A 16,947-nucleotide genomic window follows, 5' to 3' on the forward strand; every position below is an offset into this window, starting at 1 on the left:
AATGCCTATCAGCAACGAACTTATTGACCAACTGCTTCAAGATTGTAACTCCCCTCAGGATCTGCTGGGTGAATCAGGCCTACTCAAGGTGCTGACTAAAAGACTGGCGGAACGGGTTCTTGAAGCTGAGATGGAGATGCACCTTGGGTATGCTAAGCATGACCCGGCTGGTAATCATTCAGGCAACTCACGCAATGGCAAGACATCCAAGAGCGTACGTAGCCAAAATGGGGAGATCGAGCTCGATATTCCGCGCGACCGCAACAGTACCTTCGAGCCGACACTGATCGGTAAGCACGAAAAACAGCTTAACGGCTTCGATGACCGCATTATTTCTCTCTATTCCAGAGGGTTATCAACCCGTGATATTCAGGCACACTTTAAAGAAGTCTACGGGGTCGATGTTTCCGCTGGCTTCATTTCTCAAGTGACCAATGCTGTGATGGATGAAGTTAAGCGCTGGCAGCAACGGCCGCTGGATGCGCTTTATCCCATTGTTTACCTTGACTGTATTGTTGTCAAAAGCCAGGACGGCGGAGCCGTGGCCAACAAGTCTGTTTATCTGGCCCTCGGCGTCAACGGCCAGGGCGAAAAAGAGCTGCTGGGGCTATGGATAGCCAAAACTGAGGGGGCCAAGTTCTGGTTATCTGTGATGACAGAACTGAAAAATCGTGGGCTAAAGGACATCTTCGTCGCCTGCTGCGATGGCCTGAAAGGCTTTCCTGATGCCATTGAAGCTGTTTACCCGCATACGCGGGTACAGCTCTGCATTGTGCATCAGGTGCGGAACTCGCTGCGCTACGTCGGCTGGAAAGAGCGTAAGGCCGTTGCTGCTGACCTGCGCACCATCTATAGTTCCGCAACGCTAGAGGGCGCTGAAGAGGCCCTGGATGCCTTCGCGGCCAAATGGGATGAACAGTTCCCGACGATCAGCCCGTCGTGGAGAAATAATTGGGAACGTCTCATCGTCATTTTTGACTTTCCGCCGGAGATCCGCAAGGTTATCTACACCACCAACGCGATAGAGTCGTTAAATGCTTCATTGCGCAAGATAACGAAAACGCGACGAATATTTCCAACGGATGACTCGGTGATAAAATTACTCTATCTAGCCTTGCATAATATCTCTGCTAAATGGACCTTGCCAATCAGAGACTGGAAACCTGCTATGAGCCAATTCATGTTGATGTATGGAGAACGAATCTCCGGTTAAGCAATGGAGCCATTTACACAAAATTCTTTACAGACTCAGCGCCTCGGTTGCATGACCCAAATTTTACGGAATCGTAGACCCTTTATTGATGATACCTTCTTACTCCTTAGCGCCGGTCTTTGGAATTTCCATCTCAGAACAGCATAAAATTTACTTCAATCACCGAAACACCCTTATTTCACTATTAAGCAACACGCTTTAAGAAAAACTAAGCATAAACATTAATCTTGTGACCGCTGTTGCTCATCCGTTTTTGCGATGAACCATCCTGACGCGTCGTGGTAGCGGGAGAGACCATGCTGTTCTTTTCAGCCTTCTGCCTTTGTAATTGTCGCTACCGATGTAAAACTGGCCCACCTGCCGATGTAAATCTGACCCACCTAGGGTAAAAATGGCAGTTTTAAGGCACTGCCAATGATGACATTGGAGACCAGAGTGGAGATTCACGTTTTACACCGTCAAGGCATGTCCATCCGCGCCATCGCGCGGCAGCTTTCATGCTCCCGCGAGACCGTTCGACGATATATCCGTAGTCCACTACCGGTGGCTGACATGCGTTACAAGCCGCGTATGCCTACAACATGCAAGCTTGACCCGTTCAAGCCGTATGTTCTCGAGCGCGTTGCTGCTGCCAGACCACAGTGGATACCGGCCAGTGTGCTGCTGCGCGAGATAGGCCAACGGGGATATGATGGCGGCTATAGCATGCTTACCGCATTTCTACACCCCATGAAGCAGCCCGTTACTGAGGCGGTCACGCGCTTTGAGACCGAACCCGGCGTACAGATGCAGGTTGATTTCACCATCGTCAGGCAGGGCCATAACCCGTTGCTGGCCTTCGTCGCTACGCTGGGCTGGAGCCGGGCGACTTTCGTCAAGTTCTACAGCAACCAGGAGTCCGCAGCCTGGTGTGACGGCATTGAGTCTGCACTTAAGTTCTTTGGCGGAACTCCGCATCAGTTGCTGTTCGACAACGCCAAGGCCATCATTATTGAGCGTGATGTCTACGGGCCCGGCAAGCATCGCTGGAACCCACAGCTTATGCAACTGGCTGAGAAGTATGACTTTACGCCTAAAGTTTGCCGTCCCTACCGCGCCAAGACTAAGGGCAAGGTCGAACGCTTCAACCATTACCTCAAGAACAGCTTTGTTGTGCCGCTTGCCGCCACGTTTCGCCAGGCTGGGCTGATACTGGACGTCCCCGCGGCTAATGCACGCATTGGTGAGTGGTTGATCACCGTTGCCAACACCCGTAAACATGGCACCACCGGTATTCCGCCTGAACAACGCATGCCGCGTGAGCGGGCTGCGTTGTTGCCATTGCCGAAGATAACACTGGCATTGCCTCCACCGGACCGGTACCGGCGAGTTGCTCGCGCCCCATACCCACAGAGAGTCTCCAGCACCCGTTGACTACGTATCAGGCGCTACTGGAGGTAGAAGCATGAACCTCCAGCATGATCGTATCGCAGCGCTCTGCGAGCAGCTTAAGCTCGATAGATTACCGGCTGAGTGGCCCGCCGTTGCTCAGACGACGAGACAGCAACGGCACTCATGCCGACTTCCTTGAAGCTGCTTTACAGCTTCAGCATGATGGGCTGAACGAACGGCGCCGGCAAACTATAGCCAAGCGACTTAATTTTGATTACACCATATGGACTGAGAACAAACTCTCTGTATCGCAACCCATCTCTCTTTTTTTGCTTTTTGCTTGTGCCCATTTATGCTCAATTGGGTTAAGATCTGGCGAATATGTAGGCAAATACTCCACCATATACCCTGCATCGATGATGACTTGTTGAATATTATGTTTTTTGTGAAAAGTGGCATTGTCCATCATGATTACACTGTTTTTAGGGAGTACTGGGATAAGGACTTGTGTGACCCAGGCATAGAAAACATCGCTGTTAATATTGATATCAAATAATCCGATAGCAAACAGCGTTGTGCCTAATAAAGCGCCGATAACATTTGTTCTTCCCCTAGCTCCCCAGTTCTTCAGGCCAAAACACCGTTGACCTTTTGGGGAATAGCCGTGAGTCCGTGGGGCATCGTGTGAAAAACCACTTTCATCAATAAAAACAATAGGTTTACCTTCTTTTTCATACTGTTGTTTTTTTTGTTGAAATCCCTGCCGGGCGTTTTCGTCGGCTTTCGGATGACGTAGAGTTTTTTTTATAGGTCAATCCCAGCTTTTTAAGCGCTTGCCAAATGGCCTTCTGACAAACGCCAAAACGCTCTGCACGTTCTTTTTGGTAAGCATCTGGATATTGTTCAACATCTTTTATCAACTCGGATTTATCGATCTTTCGCTGACGCGTGGTCGATGCTTTTGACTCTATTTGATTAATCCAACGCGATACAGAGGCAGGGCCAATCCGAAATTGCTTCGCTGTTTCTCGGATACTCAACCCTTCGTTTTTCCGTGTAGATATCACTTTACGTCTAAAATCAATTGAATAGCTCATTTAAATAATGTAATCAAAATTAAGTCGTTTAGCTATATTTTGCGTTTATCAGGCCTACCGGTGATCAAGACGCTGGAGCAGTTTGATTTCGCCTTTGCGAGTGGCGTACCTCGCAGTCAGATCCAGGAGTTGGCCGGGCTGGCGTTTATCGAGCGTCAGGAGAACCTGGTCTTGCTGGGTCCGTCCGGGGTAGGTAAAACGCACCTGGCGACAGCACTCGGCTACAGAGCCGCGATGGCCGGAATGAGTATTCGGTTCGTCACAGCCGCAGATCTGATGCTACAGCTGCTCGCATCACATCGTCAGGGGGAGTTAAAAAGCTATCTTAATCGCGTTGTGGGTAAGCCTAAGTTGTTGATCATAGATGAGGTTGGCTACCTTCCCTTCGGTAAAATGGAAGCCAATCTGTTCTTCCAGGTTATCGCTAAACGGTATGAATCAGGCAGCGTGGTCCTGACCAGCAACCTGCCGTTTACCCAGTGGTCGGGGACATTCGGAGATGATGAAACGCTGACGGCGGCGATGCTGGATCGGCTGCTTCACCATGCGCATATCGCGCAAATCAGCGGTCAAAGCTATCGACTGAAAGATAAGCTGAAAAGCGGTCAGATCCAGAAGAAAACTAAAGCAGCTACGCTCGAGTAATTCAAAGGGGGTGGGTCAGTTTTACTTTGGCAGGGTGGGTCAGAATTCAATCGGTATTGACATGTAATCGAGCAATCTCCGCGTAAAGCGCCTGGATTTGCTGTTGAATAAGCGCTCTTTGTTTTTTCAACATATCAGATTCTTTAACCGATCCCGCATTAGCCGCTTTCCCGTTCAACGCTTTCAGCGATTTGGTTAGCTTAACGATCTGTTTTTGTAAATGTTGAATACTTTGCTCTACCGTACTTCCGTTTGACGAAGCCTGAGTATTTAGCATACCAAGAGTAATGCTGCCTAAGGTTACGCTCATTACACCTCCACGCGAAGATAGGGGTTATTGACCGATCGCAACCTGCCGTCGGTGAACGAGCCTATTTTAGCGTGAATATTGTACAGCAAATACAAAGAAAAGCGCTCAGCCAAGCTGCTGTGACACGGAGTATGGTTAACATGCAAAACCCCGCAGAAGCGGGGTTTTTAATCACTGGCTTTACTTGGATTAATTACAATGAGTTAATCACTGATTGGGGCCTCCTGATTAACGCTAATCACCCAAGGATGTGGATGAAATGTGGATGTTCCCCCTCAGTGGATTGAGTGCTATGGCGTCTTGCAGATAGTCCGGTGCAAGATGTGCATAGGTCATGGTCTGCTGAATATTTGCGTGTCCCATTATCTTCTGCAACGTCAGAATATTGCCCCCGTTAATCATAAAGTGCGCAGCAAATGTATGACGTAGTACATGTACGGCCTGGCCTTTAGGCAAGTCGGGTTTGGCCTGACGTAGCGTTTGTCTGTACTCGTTATAATTCACATTAAACAATATCCCCGATGCCTTGATTTTTACGGCGTGAACCACTTCATCAGAGATGGGAACAGCGCGCACCTTGCCGTTTTTGGTTTCAGTAAAAGTAACCCTATTATGCTGGATGTGCTCAGCTTTTAGGCTCGTAGCCTCACCCCATCTTGAGCCAGTGCTGAGGCATAAGATTGTTAGCCGCTTTGCATCGCCCTCTGTTAGTTCTAGCAAGCGTGCTATTTCCTCGCTCGTAAGATAAGACATTTCAGGCGTTTTTTCTTTGAGCGCTGAAAGTGCTCGTATCGGGTTATCGGCATGATATTCACCCGCATCGATAAGTACGCGAAACATACCGCTCAAGATCGTTTCGTCACGATTGACGGTAGATGCTTTGACACCATCTTGAAGCCGCTGAGTACGCCATTCTTTTATGAAGCGTTGGTTCAAGCTGCTTGCCCTTGGGTTATGCATGCTTCTTATGATTCCTAGTAAAGCGACTTTGCGCTTTTCTGCATACTTAAGACTGCGACCTTCAATCTGCCACCACAACTCCATTAACTCAGATAACCGCCGTTGATCGGCTGGCTTTTCAAGCCATTCTTTATCGTGCATGTTGCTAACAACATAGCGCTCGTAGGCAACTGCATCCGCTTTTTTCTTGAATATCTTCTGGATCCGGCGGCCATCCCGACCACGGGGTCTTACATCTACTTTGTATCGTCCACCATCGAGCGTTTTAATCGTCATGATTACGCCCTCCGGTCATATAGCCAAGCGACATTATTTTGATAACAGCCAGCTATGCTTCTTTGCCGCATATCAGGGCATAGGATGTAATCATTTTTAAGTCGGTTGGCTATACCTTGAAAACCGGTATCTGCCCAGATGGTTACCTCAGGAGGAATATGGCGAATTATATCGACTTTATCGAGTAAGCGTTTATCGTGACCGCGCCCATTTTTGCTCATGGGGATAAATCCAATTTGCCTTGTTTCGTCAGTCATAATAAGCCCTTTTCGAGTGGTCTGTCTTTTCTTTCCCGAATACATTTTTTTTCGCCGACGCAGATTCTTAGGCTTTTGGACAGGTCGCTCTGTCCCATCAATAAAGACGTCTTTAACTCCAGGAAAGGCGCGAAAAAATTCCTCAGCAGAGCGAATTTGACGAGCGGGCAAAACACATTCTCGCCCCAAGGTCATCTCTAAAACCGGCAATAATATTTTTACCCAGCGACATACCCGTGTTCTATCTAAACCAAAAAGAAGTCCTTGCAAATCATAGGTCGGATAACATTTTAAATACAATAAAATAAAAAGCAGTTTATCTAATGGGGTTGGGATAAATCCTTTCTGCCCTGCACCCATCTGCCGCTCGTGATCTTTTCGATTCTTTTTCCGATAAATCAAATAACAAGCTGAAAATTCAGCGGCTAAATTTTTCAATTCTTCGACTGATAATCCAATGATTGCTTTACATAAACGATTATCTCGTAACAACCGCTCTTTGTTGATCATTTCAAACCTTTATTCTCTAAGTTAAACCTCTTTTTATTCTCAATAGCCTGACAAAAAATGCAAGTCTCTATTCAGCAACTAGTTTTCTGTTTAAACACAAAACCACCTGGTTCATGATTCTGGGGAACTTCTCCATCATGTTCACCATTTCGGTGTACCTGACCTGGTTGCCAAGTTATCTGGAGAGATCGCTCGGCTTCAGCCTGATGAAAACCGGCTGGGTGGCGTCCATTCCGTTCTTTGCCGGGATTATGGGGGTGTTGGTGGGGGGCGTGATTTCCGACCGGTTGATTCGTCGCGGTACCAACACCATTACCGCACGTAACATCCCGATTGTGTGCGGTGCTGCACTGGCCGCCTGCTTTGTGGCACCGATCCCCTTCGTACACGACACCACCTTGTGTATCGCCGCGCTGCTGTCGCTGGGCTATTTCTGTTCTCAGATGCCGTCAGGTGTTATCTGGACGCTGGCGACGGATATTGCACCGAAATCGCAGGTGGCTTCACTGGGTGCTATCCAGAACTTCGGCGGATTCCTCGGCGCGGCCAGCGCCCCGATCGTCACGGGGATTATTCTTGATACAACGGGCACCTTCACCAACGCCTTCCTGTTTGGTGCCTTCCTGCTCATGCTGGGGGCTATCAGCTACGGCTTCTTTGTGAAAAAGCCGATTCAGGCTGTGGAATAACCTTGCCCTATCCCGACGCGTCATGGCGTCGGGATGTCCCGCTTCACGCGTTGTCCGACGCTGATGCCACATCTTGCGGAAAATCGCGCTGCCAGGCGTCATAGCCGCCATCCACGCTGTATACCGCCTCAAATCCCAGGCTCAACAGATACTGTGCCGCATTGCGGCTGCTAATGCCGTGATAACACATCACCATCACCGGCTGATCGAATTCGGCGTCACGCACAAAATCAGACAGCGTTTCATTCGTCAGGTGCAGCGCCTGCGGCACATGCCCGGTGGCGTAACTTTGCGCATCGCGGATATCCACCATCACGCCGTGTTTCTGCCAGCGCTCATGGGCTTGCTCAATGCTGAGACACTCAAACTGTTCCATACAAATACCACCTCGGGACAAAGGAAAAAGGCATTACGGCACAGCGCACGCCAATGTGAGAGAGATGCTACTGTTTCAGTAAGGTAAGTCAATCGTCACATTTCTGTAATAAAATATTTTTCGTTATGCGAAAAAAAGAGCCATGATGGAGAGTGTAAAAAGATCTGTGTAAATGGCATTTTGAGGAAAACCTTCAGAGGACAAAAAATGCCTATCAGCAACGAACTTATTGACCAACTGCTTCAGGATTGCCACTCCCCTCAGGAGCTTTTGGGTGAATCAGGCCTACTCAAGGAGCTGACTAAAAGACTGGCGGAACGGGTTCTTCAAGCTGAGATGGAGATACACCTTGGATATGCTAAGCATGACCCGGCTGGTAATAATTCAGGCAACTCCCGCAATGGCAAGACATCCAAGAGCGTACGTAGCCAAAATGGGGCGCTCGAGCTCGATATTCCGCGCGACCGCAACAGTACCTTCGAGCCGACACTGATCGGTAAGCACGAAAAGCAGCTTAACGGCTTCGATGACCGCATTATTTCTCTCTATTCCAGAGGGCTATCAACCCGTGATATTCAGGCTCACTTTAAAGAAGTCTACGGGGTCGATGTTTCCGCTGGCTTCATTTCTCAAGTGACCAATGCCGTGATGGATGACGTTAAGCGCTGGCAGCAACGGCCGCTGGATGCGTTTTATCCCATTGTTTACCTTGACTGTATTGTGGTCAAAAGCCAGGACGGCGGAGCCGTGACCAACAAGTCTGTTTACTTGGCTCTAGGCATCAACGGCCAGGGCGAAAAAGAGCTGCTGGGGCTATGGATAGCCAAAACCGAGGGGGCCAAGTTCTGGTTATCTGTAATGACAGAACTGAAAAATCGTGGGCTACAGGACATCTTCATCGCCTGCTGCGATGGCCTGAAGGGCTTTCCTGATGCCATTGAAGCTGTTTACCCGCATACGCGGGTACAGCTTTGCATCGTGCATCAGGTGCGGAACTCGCTGCGCTATAGCTAAACGACTTAATTTTGATTACATTATTTAAATGAGCTATTCAATTGATTTTAGACGTAAAGTGATATCTACACGGAAAAACGAAGGGTTGAGTATCCGAGAAACAGCGAAGCAATTTCGGATTGGCCCTGCCTCTGTATCGCGTTGGATTAATCAAATAGAGTCAAAAGCATCGACCACGCGTCAGCGAAAGATCGATAAATCCGAGTTGATAAAAGATGTTGAACAATATCCAGATGCTTACCAAAAAGAACGTGCAGAGCGTTTTGGCGTTTGTCAGAAGGCCATTTGGCAAGCGCTTAAAAAGCTGGGATTGACCTATAAAAAAAACTCTACGTCATCCGAAAGCCGACGAAAACGCCCGGCAGGGATTTCAACAAAAAAAACAACAGTATGAAAAAAGAAGGTAAACCTATTGTTTTTATTGATGAAAGTGGTTTTTCACACGATACCCCACGGACTCACGGCTATTCCCCACGGACTCACGGCTATTCCCCAAAAGGTCAACGGTGTTTTGGCCTGAAGAACTGGGGAGCTAGGGGAAGAACAAATGTTATCGGCGCTTTATTAGGCACAACGCTGTTTGCTATCGGATTATTTGATATCAATATTAACAGCGATGTTTTCTATGCCTGGGTCACACAAGTCCTTATCCCAGTACTCCCTAAAAACAGTGTAATCATGATGGACAATGCCACTTTTCACAAAAAACATAATATTCAACAAGTCATCATCGATGCAGGGTATATGGTGGAGTATTTGCCTACATATTCGCCAGATCTTAACCCAATTGAGCATAAATGGGCACAAGCAAAAAGCAAAAAAAGAGAGATGGGTTGCGATACAGAGAGTTTGTTCTCAGTCCATATGGTGTAATCAAAATTAAGTCGCTTGGCTATACGTCGGCTGGAAAGAGCGTAAAGCCGTTGCTGCTGACCTCCGCACTATCTATAGTTCCGCAACGCTAGAGGGCGCTGAAGAGGCCCTGGATGCCTTCGCGGCCAAATGGGATGAGCAGTTCCCGACGATCAGCCCATCGTGGAGAAATAATTGGGAACGTCTCATCGTCATTTTTGATTTTCCGCCGGAGATCCGCAAGGTTATCTACACCACCAACGCGATAGAGTCGTTAAATGCTTCATTGCGCAAGATAACGAAAACGCGACGAATATTTCCAACGGATGACTCGGTGCTAAAATTATTCTATCTAGCCTTGCATAATATCTCGGCTAAATGGACCCTACCAATCAGAGACTGGAGCCCCATTCCCACTCGAAACGCAACAAAGTGACCCACTTGCCAGAGTCGGATAAAATCACCGTTCTGGCCATACTGGAGAGCCTGTTGCATGCAGGGAAAACATCTGACTCAGAAAGAACGGTTCTACATCGAAAAGCGGCGTGGTGAAGGTGTCAACCAAGCTACCATCGCCAGAGAGCTTGCTCTGCCTCGCTCGACCATCAGCAGGGAACTCAGACGCAATACCGACCCTACTTTCAATGGTGTCTACTGCTGTAGAAGGGCGGACACTCTGGCCCGGGAACGCCGTCATAAGCCTCTGCCAAACAATAAACTAGTTGCTGAATAGAGACTTGCATTTTTTGTCAGGCTATTGAGAATAAAAAGAGGTTTAACTTAGAGAATAAAGGTTTGAAATGATCAACAAAGAGCGGTTGTTACGAGATAATCGTTTATGTAAAGCAATCATTGGATTATCAGTCGAAGAATTGAAAAATTTAGCCGCTGAATTTTCAGCTTGTTATTTGATTTATCGGAAAAAGAATCGAAAAGATCACGAGCGGCAGATGGGTGCAGGGCAGAAAGGATTTATCCCGAGACTGTAAAATAATCTGTGTAAATGAGACTGTAAAATAATCTGTGTAAATGGCATTTTGAGGAAAACCTTCAAAGGATAACAAAATGCCTATCAGCAACGAACTTATTGACCAACTGCTTCAAGATTGTCACTCCCCTCAGGATCTGCTGGGTGAATCAGGCCTACTCAAGGTGCTGACTAAAAGACTGGCGGAACGGGTTCTTCAAGCTGAGATGGAGATGCACCTTGGGTATGCTAAGCATGACCCGGCAGGTAATCATTCAGGCAACTCCCGCAATGGCAAGACATCCAAGAGCGTACGTAGCCAAAATGGGGAGATCGAGCTCGATATTCCGCGCGACCGCAACAGTACCTTCGAGCCGACACTGATCGGTAAGAACGAAAAACAGCTTAACGGCTTCGATGACCGCATTATTTCTCTCTATTCCAGAGGGTTATCAACCCGTGATATTCAGGCACACTTTAAAGAAGTCTACGGGGTCGATGTTTCCGCTGGCTTCATTTCTCAAGTGACCAATGCTGTGATGGATGAAGTTAAGCGCTGGCAGCAACGGCCGCTGGATGCGCTTTATCCCATTGTTTACCTTGACTGTATTGTTGTCAAAAGCCAGGACGGCGGAGCCGTGGCCAACAAGTCTGTTTATCTGGCCCTCGGCGTCAACGGCCAGGGCGAAAAAGAGCTGCTGGGGCTATGGATAGCCAAAACTGAGGGGGCCAAGTTCTGGTTATCTGTGATGACAGAACTGAAAAATCGTGGGCTAAAGGACATCTTCGTCGCCTGCTGCGATGGCCTGAAAGGCTTTCCTGATGCCATTGAAGCTGTTTACCCGCATACGCGGGTACAGCTCTGCATTGTGCATCAGGTGCGGAACTCGCTGCGCTACGTCGGCTGGAAAGAGCGTAAGGCCGTTGCTGCTGACCTGCGCACCATCTATAGTTCCGCAACGCTAGAGGGCGCTGAAGAGGCCCTGGATGCCTTCGCGGCCAAATGGGATGAACAGTTCCCGACGATCAGCCCGTCGTGGAGAAATAATTGGGAACGTCTCATCGTCATTTTTGACTTTCCGCCGGAGATCCGCAAGGTTATCTACACCACCAACGCGATAGAGTCGTTAAATGGCTTTGTTGAATAATTTAACCGTTTGATTTACATCTTCTTTAGTTAGAATGCATTTACAGAGAATGTATTTTGTTAGAACGACAAATCAAATAGTTAGCACAATAAAAAGCATTCCGAGAGGAAAAATTAGTCGTTGAAATTTTATAATGCTTATATAAATCAGTATCTTAAATTATTCAACAAAGCCTCGTTAAATGCTTCATTGCGCAAGATAACGAAAACGCGACGAATATTTCCAACGGATGACTCGGTGATAAAATTACTCTATCTAGCCTTGCATAATATCTCTGCTAAATGGACCTTGCCAATCAGAGACTGGAAACCTGCTATGAGCCAATTCATGTTGATGTATGGAGAACGAATCTCCGGTTAAGCAATGGAGCCATTTACACAAAATTCTTTACAGACTCGTGTAAATGGCATTTTGAGGGGCTTTGTTGAATAAATCAGAATTAGCCGACAGGATGACTCCCTCTGCTACACCTGTTATCCTATCCTGACGCTGTGTGGCATACCCAACAACGTCATACGGTTCAGCGCTTTGACCATCGCTATGGCTTCACCTACTTGAGCCTCATAGTCACGCAGGCTCAGATGGCCACCCAGCAAAGTTTTTATGCGGAACATCGCTGTTTCTGCCACTGAACGCCGGTGATAACCCACTTTCTTTTTCCACATATCATTACTCCCGCTCAGACGCTGATTCGCCACCGCATGGTTACGTTCATGGTACTTGTCCGGCCAGTATTTGGCTCCGCTTCGCGGCGGGATAAGGGGCCTGATTTTCTTTCTTAGCAACGCATCGTGGCAGTAACGGGCGTCATAAGCACCGTCTGCTGACACTTCCCTGATTTTTCGGTGGGTTTGGTTAATCAGGCCCGGCAGTGCCTGCGCATCTGTCGTTCCGCTGAGCGATAAGTCGGCACAGATAATCTCATGCGTCGCACTGTCTGCTGCCAGATGAAGCTTGCGCCACACTCTTCGTCTGTCAGCCCCATGCTGCCTGACTTTCCATTCACCTTCGCCAAAGACCTTCAGACCGGTACTGTCGATGACCAGATGCGATATTTCACCACGCGTTGGCGTTTTTATGCTGATACTGACGGTTTTTGCCCGCCGACTGACCAGAGAGTAGTCCGGGCAGCGCAGTGGCAGGCTCATCAGTGTAAAAACCGAGTCGACAAAGCCCTGTAATGCCCGGAGCGACAGGTTAAACACGCGCTTTATCATCAAAACCGTGGTATAGCCAAGCGACATTATTTTGATAACAGCCAGCTATGCTTCTTTGCCGCATATCAGGGCATAGGATGTAATCATTTTTAAGTCGGTTGGCTATAACAGCCATATCGGTGTAGTAAAGCGGCCGACCACGACCTTCAGGCGAAGCACTGTCAGTCCATGCAGCGATGGCGGACTCATCAAGCCAGACCGTCAGGGAGCCGCGTTGTCTGAGTGCGTTGTTGTAGGTGGGCCAGTTGGTGATTTTAAACTTTTGCTTTGCCATGGGGAGCTGCTATCGGGAGCGATGATAGTGCTTTGATCCGGCGATCCCCTGAAAGTTCGATTTATTCAACAAAGCCCTAATGGAGTTGGGATAAATCCTTTCTGCCCTGCACCCATCTGCCGCTCGTGATCTTTTCGATTCTTTTTCCGATAAATCAAATAACAAGCTGAAAATTCAGCGGCTAAATTTTTCAATTCTTCGACTGATAATCCAATGATTGCTTTACATAAACGATTATCTCGTAACAACCGCTCTTTCATTTCAAACCTTTATTCTCTAAGTTAAACCTCTTTTTATTCTCAATAGCCTGACAAAAAATGCAAGTCTCTATTCAGCAACTAGTTTAGAGACTGGAAACCGGCTATGAGCCAATTCATGTTGATGTATGGAGATCGGATTTCCGGTTAAGCGATGGAGCCATTTACACGAAATTCTTTACAGACTCGTCGGATGCCGTAAACCGCAATAAAAAAGGAGGCAAACGCCTCCTTTTCTTTCTTATGCCTTCAGATTAGGCATCTTCAAGGTAAGTGTAGCCATACAGCCCGCTTTCGAACTCATCCAGGAACTGCGACTGAATGTCGGCAGGCAGATTGGTTTCCTTCACCTGATCGCGGAAACGGGCCATCAGGACTTCGGGATCCAACTGGACGTATTCCAGCATGTCTGCCACCGTATTCCCTTCATCAGACTCTTCCAGTTCAATGGAGCCGTCTTGGAACACGTAAACATCCACCGTCGCCGTATCGCCAAACAGATTATGCATGTTGCCCAGGATTTCCTGATAGGCACCAATAATAAAGAAGCCCAGCAGCGGCGGGTTTTCCGGATCATAAGGCGGCATCGGCATGGTGGTCGCGATACCATCACCATCGATGTAATGATCGATCGTCCCATCCGAGTCACAGGTAATATCCAGCAGTACAGCGCGGCGCTCAGGCAGTTTGTCCAGACCTTCTAGCGGCAGCACCGGGAACAGTTGATCGATCCCCCACGCATCCGGCATCGACTGGAACAGCGAAAAATTCACATACAATTTATCCGCCATGCGCTCCTGCAATTCGTCAATGATCGGACGGTGCGCACGGTTGCTGGGATCAAGCTGTTGCTGAATCTGCTGGCAGATGCTGAGATAAAGTTGCTCCGCTTTTGCCCGCTGCGTCAGAGTTAACATTCCGTGCGTATATTGAGTATGCACATCATGCAAATCCATCTGGCTATCGTGCAACCATTCACGCAAGGAACGCCGCGTTCCCGGCATTTTGATCTCCTGCCAGGTTGACCACAGGCTTTCCAACGCACGAGGATCGTCCTCTTCCGGCGGCGTCGGCTCGCTGAATTCGTTGCGCTCTACCCCAATGATATTGGACACCAGCACCGTGTGGTGTGCAGTCACCGCACGCCCGGATTCAGTGATCACCATCGGGTGCGGCAGGCCGTGCTCGTTACAGGCATCGCCAATGCCCCAAATCACGTTATTGGCGTATTCGTTCAGGCCATAGTTTACCGAGCAGTCGGACTGAGAACGGGTGCCCTCATAATCCACACCCAATCCACCACCGACGTCGAAACACTGAATGTTGACGCCCAGCTTGTGCAGCTCCACATAGAAACGGGCGGATTCACGCACGCCCGTGGCGATATCGCGAATATTGGCCAACTGAGAGCCGAGATGGAAGTGCAACAGTTGCAGGCTGTCCAAACGCCCTGCTTCGCGCAGCATCTCGACCAGTTGCAGAACCTGCACGGCGGCCAGACCAAATTTGGATTTCTCGCCGCCGCTGGATTGCCACTTGCCCGAACCTTGCGAGGCCAGACGCGCACGCACGCCAAGGCGTGGCACTACGTTGAGTTGCTCGGCCTCTTCCAGCACCAGTTTAATCTCGGACATCTTCTCGATGACCAGATACACTTTGTGCCCCAATTTCTCGCCGATCAGCGCCAGACGGATGTATTCGCGATCTTTATAACCGTTACACACGATCACCGTGCGCGTCATACCCGCATGTCCCAACACTGCCATCAATTCAGCTTTTGAGCCCGCTTCCAGCCCCAGCGGTTCACCTGAATTCACCAGCGATTCAATCACACGCCGATGCTGGTTAACCTTGATGGGATACACCAGGAAATAGCCGCCTTCATAGCCGAAGGACTCACGCGCACGACGAAACGCGGCGTTAATCGAACGCAAACGGTGTTGCAGAATTTGCGGAAAACAGAACAGCGCAGGCAAACGCTGATTGTCCTGCTGCATCTCTTTCACCAGCCGCGCCAAATCGACGCGGGCTTCCGGCACGTCAGGATCCGGGCAAACGCTGATATGTCCCAACTCGTTCACGTCGTAATAGTTGTTGCCCCACCAGGCAATGTTGTACGTCCGTAGCATCTCGCTGGCATTGCGGTCATTCATGGCCACCTCTTGCATAGAGCGCAAATATTCACGTTTACCCGTCGCTGACGAGCCATTTTGAAGCATATCGTCAGACATAACGAACCTCTTTATTCATTCCACTAATCACATTACGACCTGTCCCAAAACGCTGTCTTACGTCCATCCACGTTGATGGCAACAGCAGTGAAAAAACTGGCTGCATGCAGTATGCCGCCGTTATGTGACCTTTATTAGTGTAGTAAAACACGCTTGCAGACTCCGTCGCACCCGCGAGAGAAAACGTAACAATCCGTGCCTGCGCGACTAAGGCAGCAGCACACGCGTTGGGTTACACACCTAAAAAACGAGAAAGACAACGCACGAAAACGCGGCAAAAACCCTGAACATAGGCGTATCAGCCTGCCCGGGAGTCCTGCGTTAATCTCATGGACACGCGACTTCGGGAAACAGCAGAGTGAGAAGAAAAAAAGAAAGGCTGAGTATTTGACGCCGATACGTCAAAAGAAACCTGTTGCGATTGCAACGGACTCGGCAAACCGTGGATCATTAAACCTATCACCTCCGTGCCGCCGCAACGATTGCGGTCAGGCTATGGGTAAAAACAGGGAGCGTACACCCTTTCCGCTACGCATTACGGCGCACTGCGACCGCTCGCCGTTTATACCGATATGTGGGGGGAAAAGCAAAATGAAAATCACTTTTCAACCTTTTGTACCCTAAATAATTCGAGTTGCCGGAAGGCAGCAAGTAAGGAACAAATTTGAACAGCGCCTGCGCTGGCCCGTAGTGTGAACCTCAGGGATGAGGTGGCTTTGTTGAATAATTTAACCGTTTGATTTACATCTTCTTTAGTTAGAATGCATTTACAGAGAATGTATTTTGTTAGAACGACAAATCAAATAGTTAGCACAATAAAAAGCATTCCGAGAGGAAAAATTAGTCGTTGAAATTTTATAATGCTTATATAAATCAGTATCTTAAATTATTCAACAAAGCCGGATGAGGTTCATTCATCCCGATGAGTGTAGTGGTTGAATAATCAGGACACTAAACTTACATCCAAAACGGAGGTGTTTAGTGAACCATAAACGACAATTTACCCCTGAGTTTAAAAAGGAAGCCGTTGCCCTGGTAACAGAGCAGGGCTATACGATAGCCAGGGCAGCAGCATCGCTGGGCATAAGCAACAAAACCCTGCATACATGGGTCTCGCTGGCACGCGAGCAGAGCAACGGCGTACTCAGCGATGATGAACGTGCAGAGTTAAAACGGTTACAAAAGGAAAACAAAGAGTTACGTACAGAGAAGGAGATACTAAAAAAGGCGAGTGCCTTCTTCGCGAAACATATGTCGTGAGATACGAGTCTGTAAAGAATTTT

General features: G+C 48.5%; 18 protein-coding genes and 6 pseudogenes. 15 read left to right on the forward strand and 9 right to left on the reverse strand.

The genetic code is table 11. The features are described from left to right. Position 1: 1 nt before the first annotated feature. The 4 genes and pseudogenes from ACQGXV_RS07210 to ACQGXV_RS07225 all read left to right on the forward strand — a co-directional run bounded on the left by ACQGXV_RS07210 (position 2) and on the right by ACQGXV_RS07225 (position 2,783). The gene (locus ACQGXV_RS07210; RefSeq protein WP_440864159.1) at positions 2-1,213 is read left to right on the forward strand and encodes an IS256 family transposase; all 1,212 of its coding nucleotides are present in this window, start codon (positions 2-4) and stop codon (positions 1,211-1,213) included. 3 nt (positions 1,214-1,216) lie between these two features. Further along, positions 1,217-1,360 carry a hypothetical protein gene (locus ACQGXV_RS07215; RefSeq protein WP_440865544.1) on the forward strand — a complete coding sequence of 48 codons (144 nt, stop codon included), beginning with the start codon at positions 1,217-1,219 and terminating at the stop codon, positions 1,358-1,360. Between the two features lie 267 nt (positions 1,361-1,627). Continuing rightward, positions 1,628-2,661 (forward strand): annotated as a pseudogene (gene istA, locus ACQGXV_RS07220) (IS21 family transposase). Further along, positions 2,658-2,783: a hypothetical protein gene (locus ACQGXV_RS07225; protein WP_440866033.1), complete on the forward strand. Its 126-nt coding sequence runs from the start codon at positions 2,658-2,660 to the stop codon at positions 2,781-2,783. Before istA ends, ACQGXV_RS07225 begins: the two are co-directional and overlap by 4 nt. Before the next feature lie 75 nt (positions 2,784-2,858). Here the strand turns inward: ACQGXV_RS07225 and ACQGXV_RS07230 are convergent, their stop codons facing one another. Beyond that, positions 2,859-3,392 carry an IS630 family transposase gene (locus tag ACQGXV_RS07230; RefSeq protein WP_440862665.1) on the reverse strand — a complete coding sequence of 178 codons (534 nt, stop codon included), beginning with the start codon at positions 3,390-3,392 and terminating at the stop codon, positions 2,859-2,861. Continuing rightward, the gene (locus tag ACQGXV_RS07235; protein WP_440862584.1) at positions 3,316-3,681 is read right to left on the reverse strand and encodes an IS630 transposase-related protein; all 366 of its coding nucleotides are present in this window, start codon (positions 3,679-3,681) and stop codon (positions 3,316-3,318) included. The genes ACQGXV_RS07230 and ACQGXV_RS07235 overlap by 77 nt, the downstream gene beginning before the upstream one ends. 21 nt (positions 3,682-3,702) lie before the next feature. Between ACQGXV_RS07235 and istB the strand changes: the two are divergent. Continuing rightward, positions 3,703-4,326, forward strand: a pseudogene (gene istB, locus ACQGXV_RS07240) (IS21-like element helper ATPase IstB); the annotation flags it as partial. 46 nt (positions 4,327-4,372) lie between these two features. On the opposite strand, the gene ACQGXV_RS07245 reads toward istB, so the two are convergent. From ACQGXV_RS07245 to ACQGXV_RS07255, 3 genes are all read right to left on the reverse strand, one after another. Next, positions 4,373-4,636 (reverse strand): FlxA-like family protein, encoded by a 264-nt coding sequence (locus ACQGXV_RS07245; RefSeq protein ID WP_440866034.1) that lies wholly within the window; start codon positions 4,634-4,636, stop codon positions 4,373-4,375. A gap of 234 nt (positions 4,637-4,870) precedes the next feature. Continuing rightward, positions 4,871-5,872 carry a phage integrase gene (locus ACQGXV_RS07250; protein WP_440866035.1) on the reverse strand — a complete coding sequence of 334 codons (1,002 nt, stop codon included), beginning with the start codon at positions 5,870-5,872 and terminating at the stop codon, positions 4,871-4,873. A gap of 2 nt (positions 5,873-5,874) precedes the next feature. After that, positions 5,875-6,639, reverse strand: coding sequence for a transposase family protein (locus ACQGXV_RS07255; protein ID WP_440866036.1), 765 nt, complete (start codon positions 6,637-6,639; stop codon positions 5,875-5,877). Between the two features lie 35 nt (positions 6,640-6,674). Between ACQGXV_RS07255 and ACQGXV_RS07260 the strand changes: the two genes are divergently transcribed. Next, the gene (locus ACQGXV_RS07260; RefSeq protein WP_440867314.1) at positions 6,675-7,328 is read left to right on the forward strand and encodes an MFS transporter; all 654 of its coding nucleotides are present in this window, start codon (positions 6,675-6,677) and stop codon (positions 7,326-7,328) included. A gap of 43 nt (positions 7,329-7,371) precedes the next feature. Here the strand turns inward: ACQGXV_RS07260 and glpE are convergent, their stop codons facing one another. After that, the gene (gene glpE / locus ACQGXV_RS07265) at positions 7,372-7,704 is read right to left on the reverse strand and encodes a thiosulfate sulfurtransferase GlpE (protein WP_440866037.1); all 333 of its coding nucleotides are present in this window, start codon (positions 7,702-7,704) and stop codon (positions 7,372-7,374) included. Positions 7,705-7,911: 207 nt separating this feature from the next. Between glpE and ACQGXV_RS07270 the strand changes: the two are divergent. The 8 genes and pseudogenes from ACQGXV_RS07270 to ACQGXV_RS07305 all read left to right on the forward strand — a co-directional run. Next, a pseudogene (locus ACQGXV_RS07270) lies at positions 7,912-8,712 on the forward strand (IS256 family transposase); the annotation flags it as partial. A 34-nt stretch (positions 8,713-8,746) separates the two neighbouring features. Continuing rightward, a complete protein-coding gene (locus ACQGXV_RS07275) occupies positions 8,747-9,112 on the forward strand; it encodes an IS630 transposase-related protein (protein WP_440862584.1) in 366 nt (121 codons plus the stop codon). Then, positions 9,109-9,591, forward strand: a complete 483-nt coding sequence (locus ACQGXV_RS07280; protein ID WP_440866038.1) for an IS630 family transposase — start codon at positions 9,109-9,111, stop codon at positions 9,589-9,591. The genes ACQGXV_RS07275 and ACQGXV_RS07280 overlap by 4 nt, the downstream gene beginning before the upstream one ends. A 22-nt stretch (positions 9,592-9,613) precedes the next feature. Next, a pseudogene (locus ACQGXV_RS07285) lies at positions 9,614-10,006 on the forward strand (transposase); the annotation flags it as partial. A 57-nt stretch (positions 10,007-10,063) separates the two neighbouring features. Then, positions 10,064-10,303, forward strand: a complete 240-nt coding sequence (locus ACQGXV_RS07290) for a helix-turn-helix domain-containing protein (RefSeq protein ID WP_440863000.1) — start codon at positions 10,064-10,066, stop codon at positions 10,301-10,303. 67 nt (positions 10,304-10,370) lie between these two features. Then, positions 10,371-10,559 carry a hypothetical protein gene (locus tag ACQGXV_RS07295; protein WP_440863655.1) on the forward strand — a complete coding sequence of 63 codons (189 nt, stop codon included), beginning with the start codon at positions 10,371-10,373 and terminating at the stop codon, positions 10,557-10,559. Between the two features lie 76 nt (positions 10,560-10,635). Then, a pseudogene (locus ACQGXV_RS07300) lies at positions 10,636-11,670 on the forward strand (IS256 family transposase); the annotation flags it as partial. Between the two features lie 135 nt (positions 11,671-11,805). Beyond that, a complete protein-coding gene (locus ACQGXV_RS07305; protein ID WP_440866039.1) occupies positions 11,806-12,045 on the forward strand; it encodes a transposase in 240 nt (79 codons plus the stop codon). 113 nt (positions 12,046-12,158) lie between these two features. Here the strand turns inward: ACQGXV_RS07305 and ACQGXV_RS07310 are convergent. The 3 genes and pseudogenes from ACQGXV_RS07310 to speA all read right to left on the reverse strand — a co-directional run bounded on the left by ACQGXV_RS07310 (position 12,159) and on the right by speA (position 15,664). After that, a pseudogene (locus ACQGXV_RS07310) lies at positions 12,159-13,176 on the reverse strand (IS5 family transposase). 65 nt (positions 13,177-13,241) lie between these two features. Further along, complete coding sequence (locus ACQGXV_RS07315; RefSeq protein WP_440866040.1) at positions 13,242-13,436, reverse strand: hypothetical protein; 195 nt, start codon at positions 13,434-13,436, stop codon at positions 13,242-13,244. A 251-nt stretch (positions 13,437-13,687) separates the two neighbouring features. Further along, positions 13,688-15,664: a biosynthetic arginine decarboxylase gene (speA, locus tag ACQGXV_RS07320; protein WP_440866041.1), complete on the reverse strand. Its 1,977-nt coding sequence runs from the start codon at positions 15,662-15,664 to the stop codon at positions 13,688-13,690. A gap of 981 nt (positions 15,665-16,645) precedes the next feature. Between speA and ACQGXV_RS07325 the strand changes: the two genes are divergently transcribed. Next, positions 16,646-16,924, forward strand: a complete 279-nt coding sequence (locus tag ACQGXV_RS07325; RefSeq protein ID WP_440862591.1) for a transposase — start codon at positions 16,646-16,648, stop codon at positions 16,922-16,924. Positions 16,925-16,947 lie beyond the last annotated feature (23 nt).

The organism is Symbiopectobacterium purcellii (assembly GCF_052050035.1).
Taxonomy (GTDB): domain Bacteria; phylum Pseudomonadota; class Gammaproteobacteria; order Enterobacterales; family Enterobacteriaceae; genus Symbiopectobacterium; species Symbiopectobacterium purcellii_A.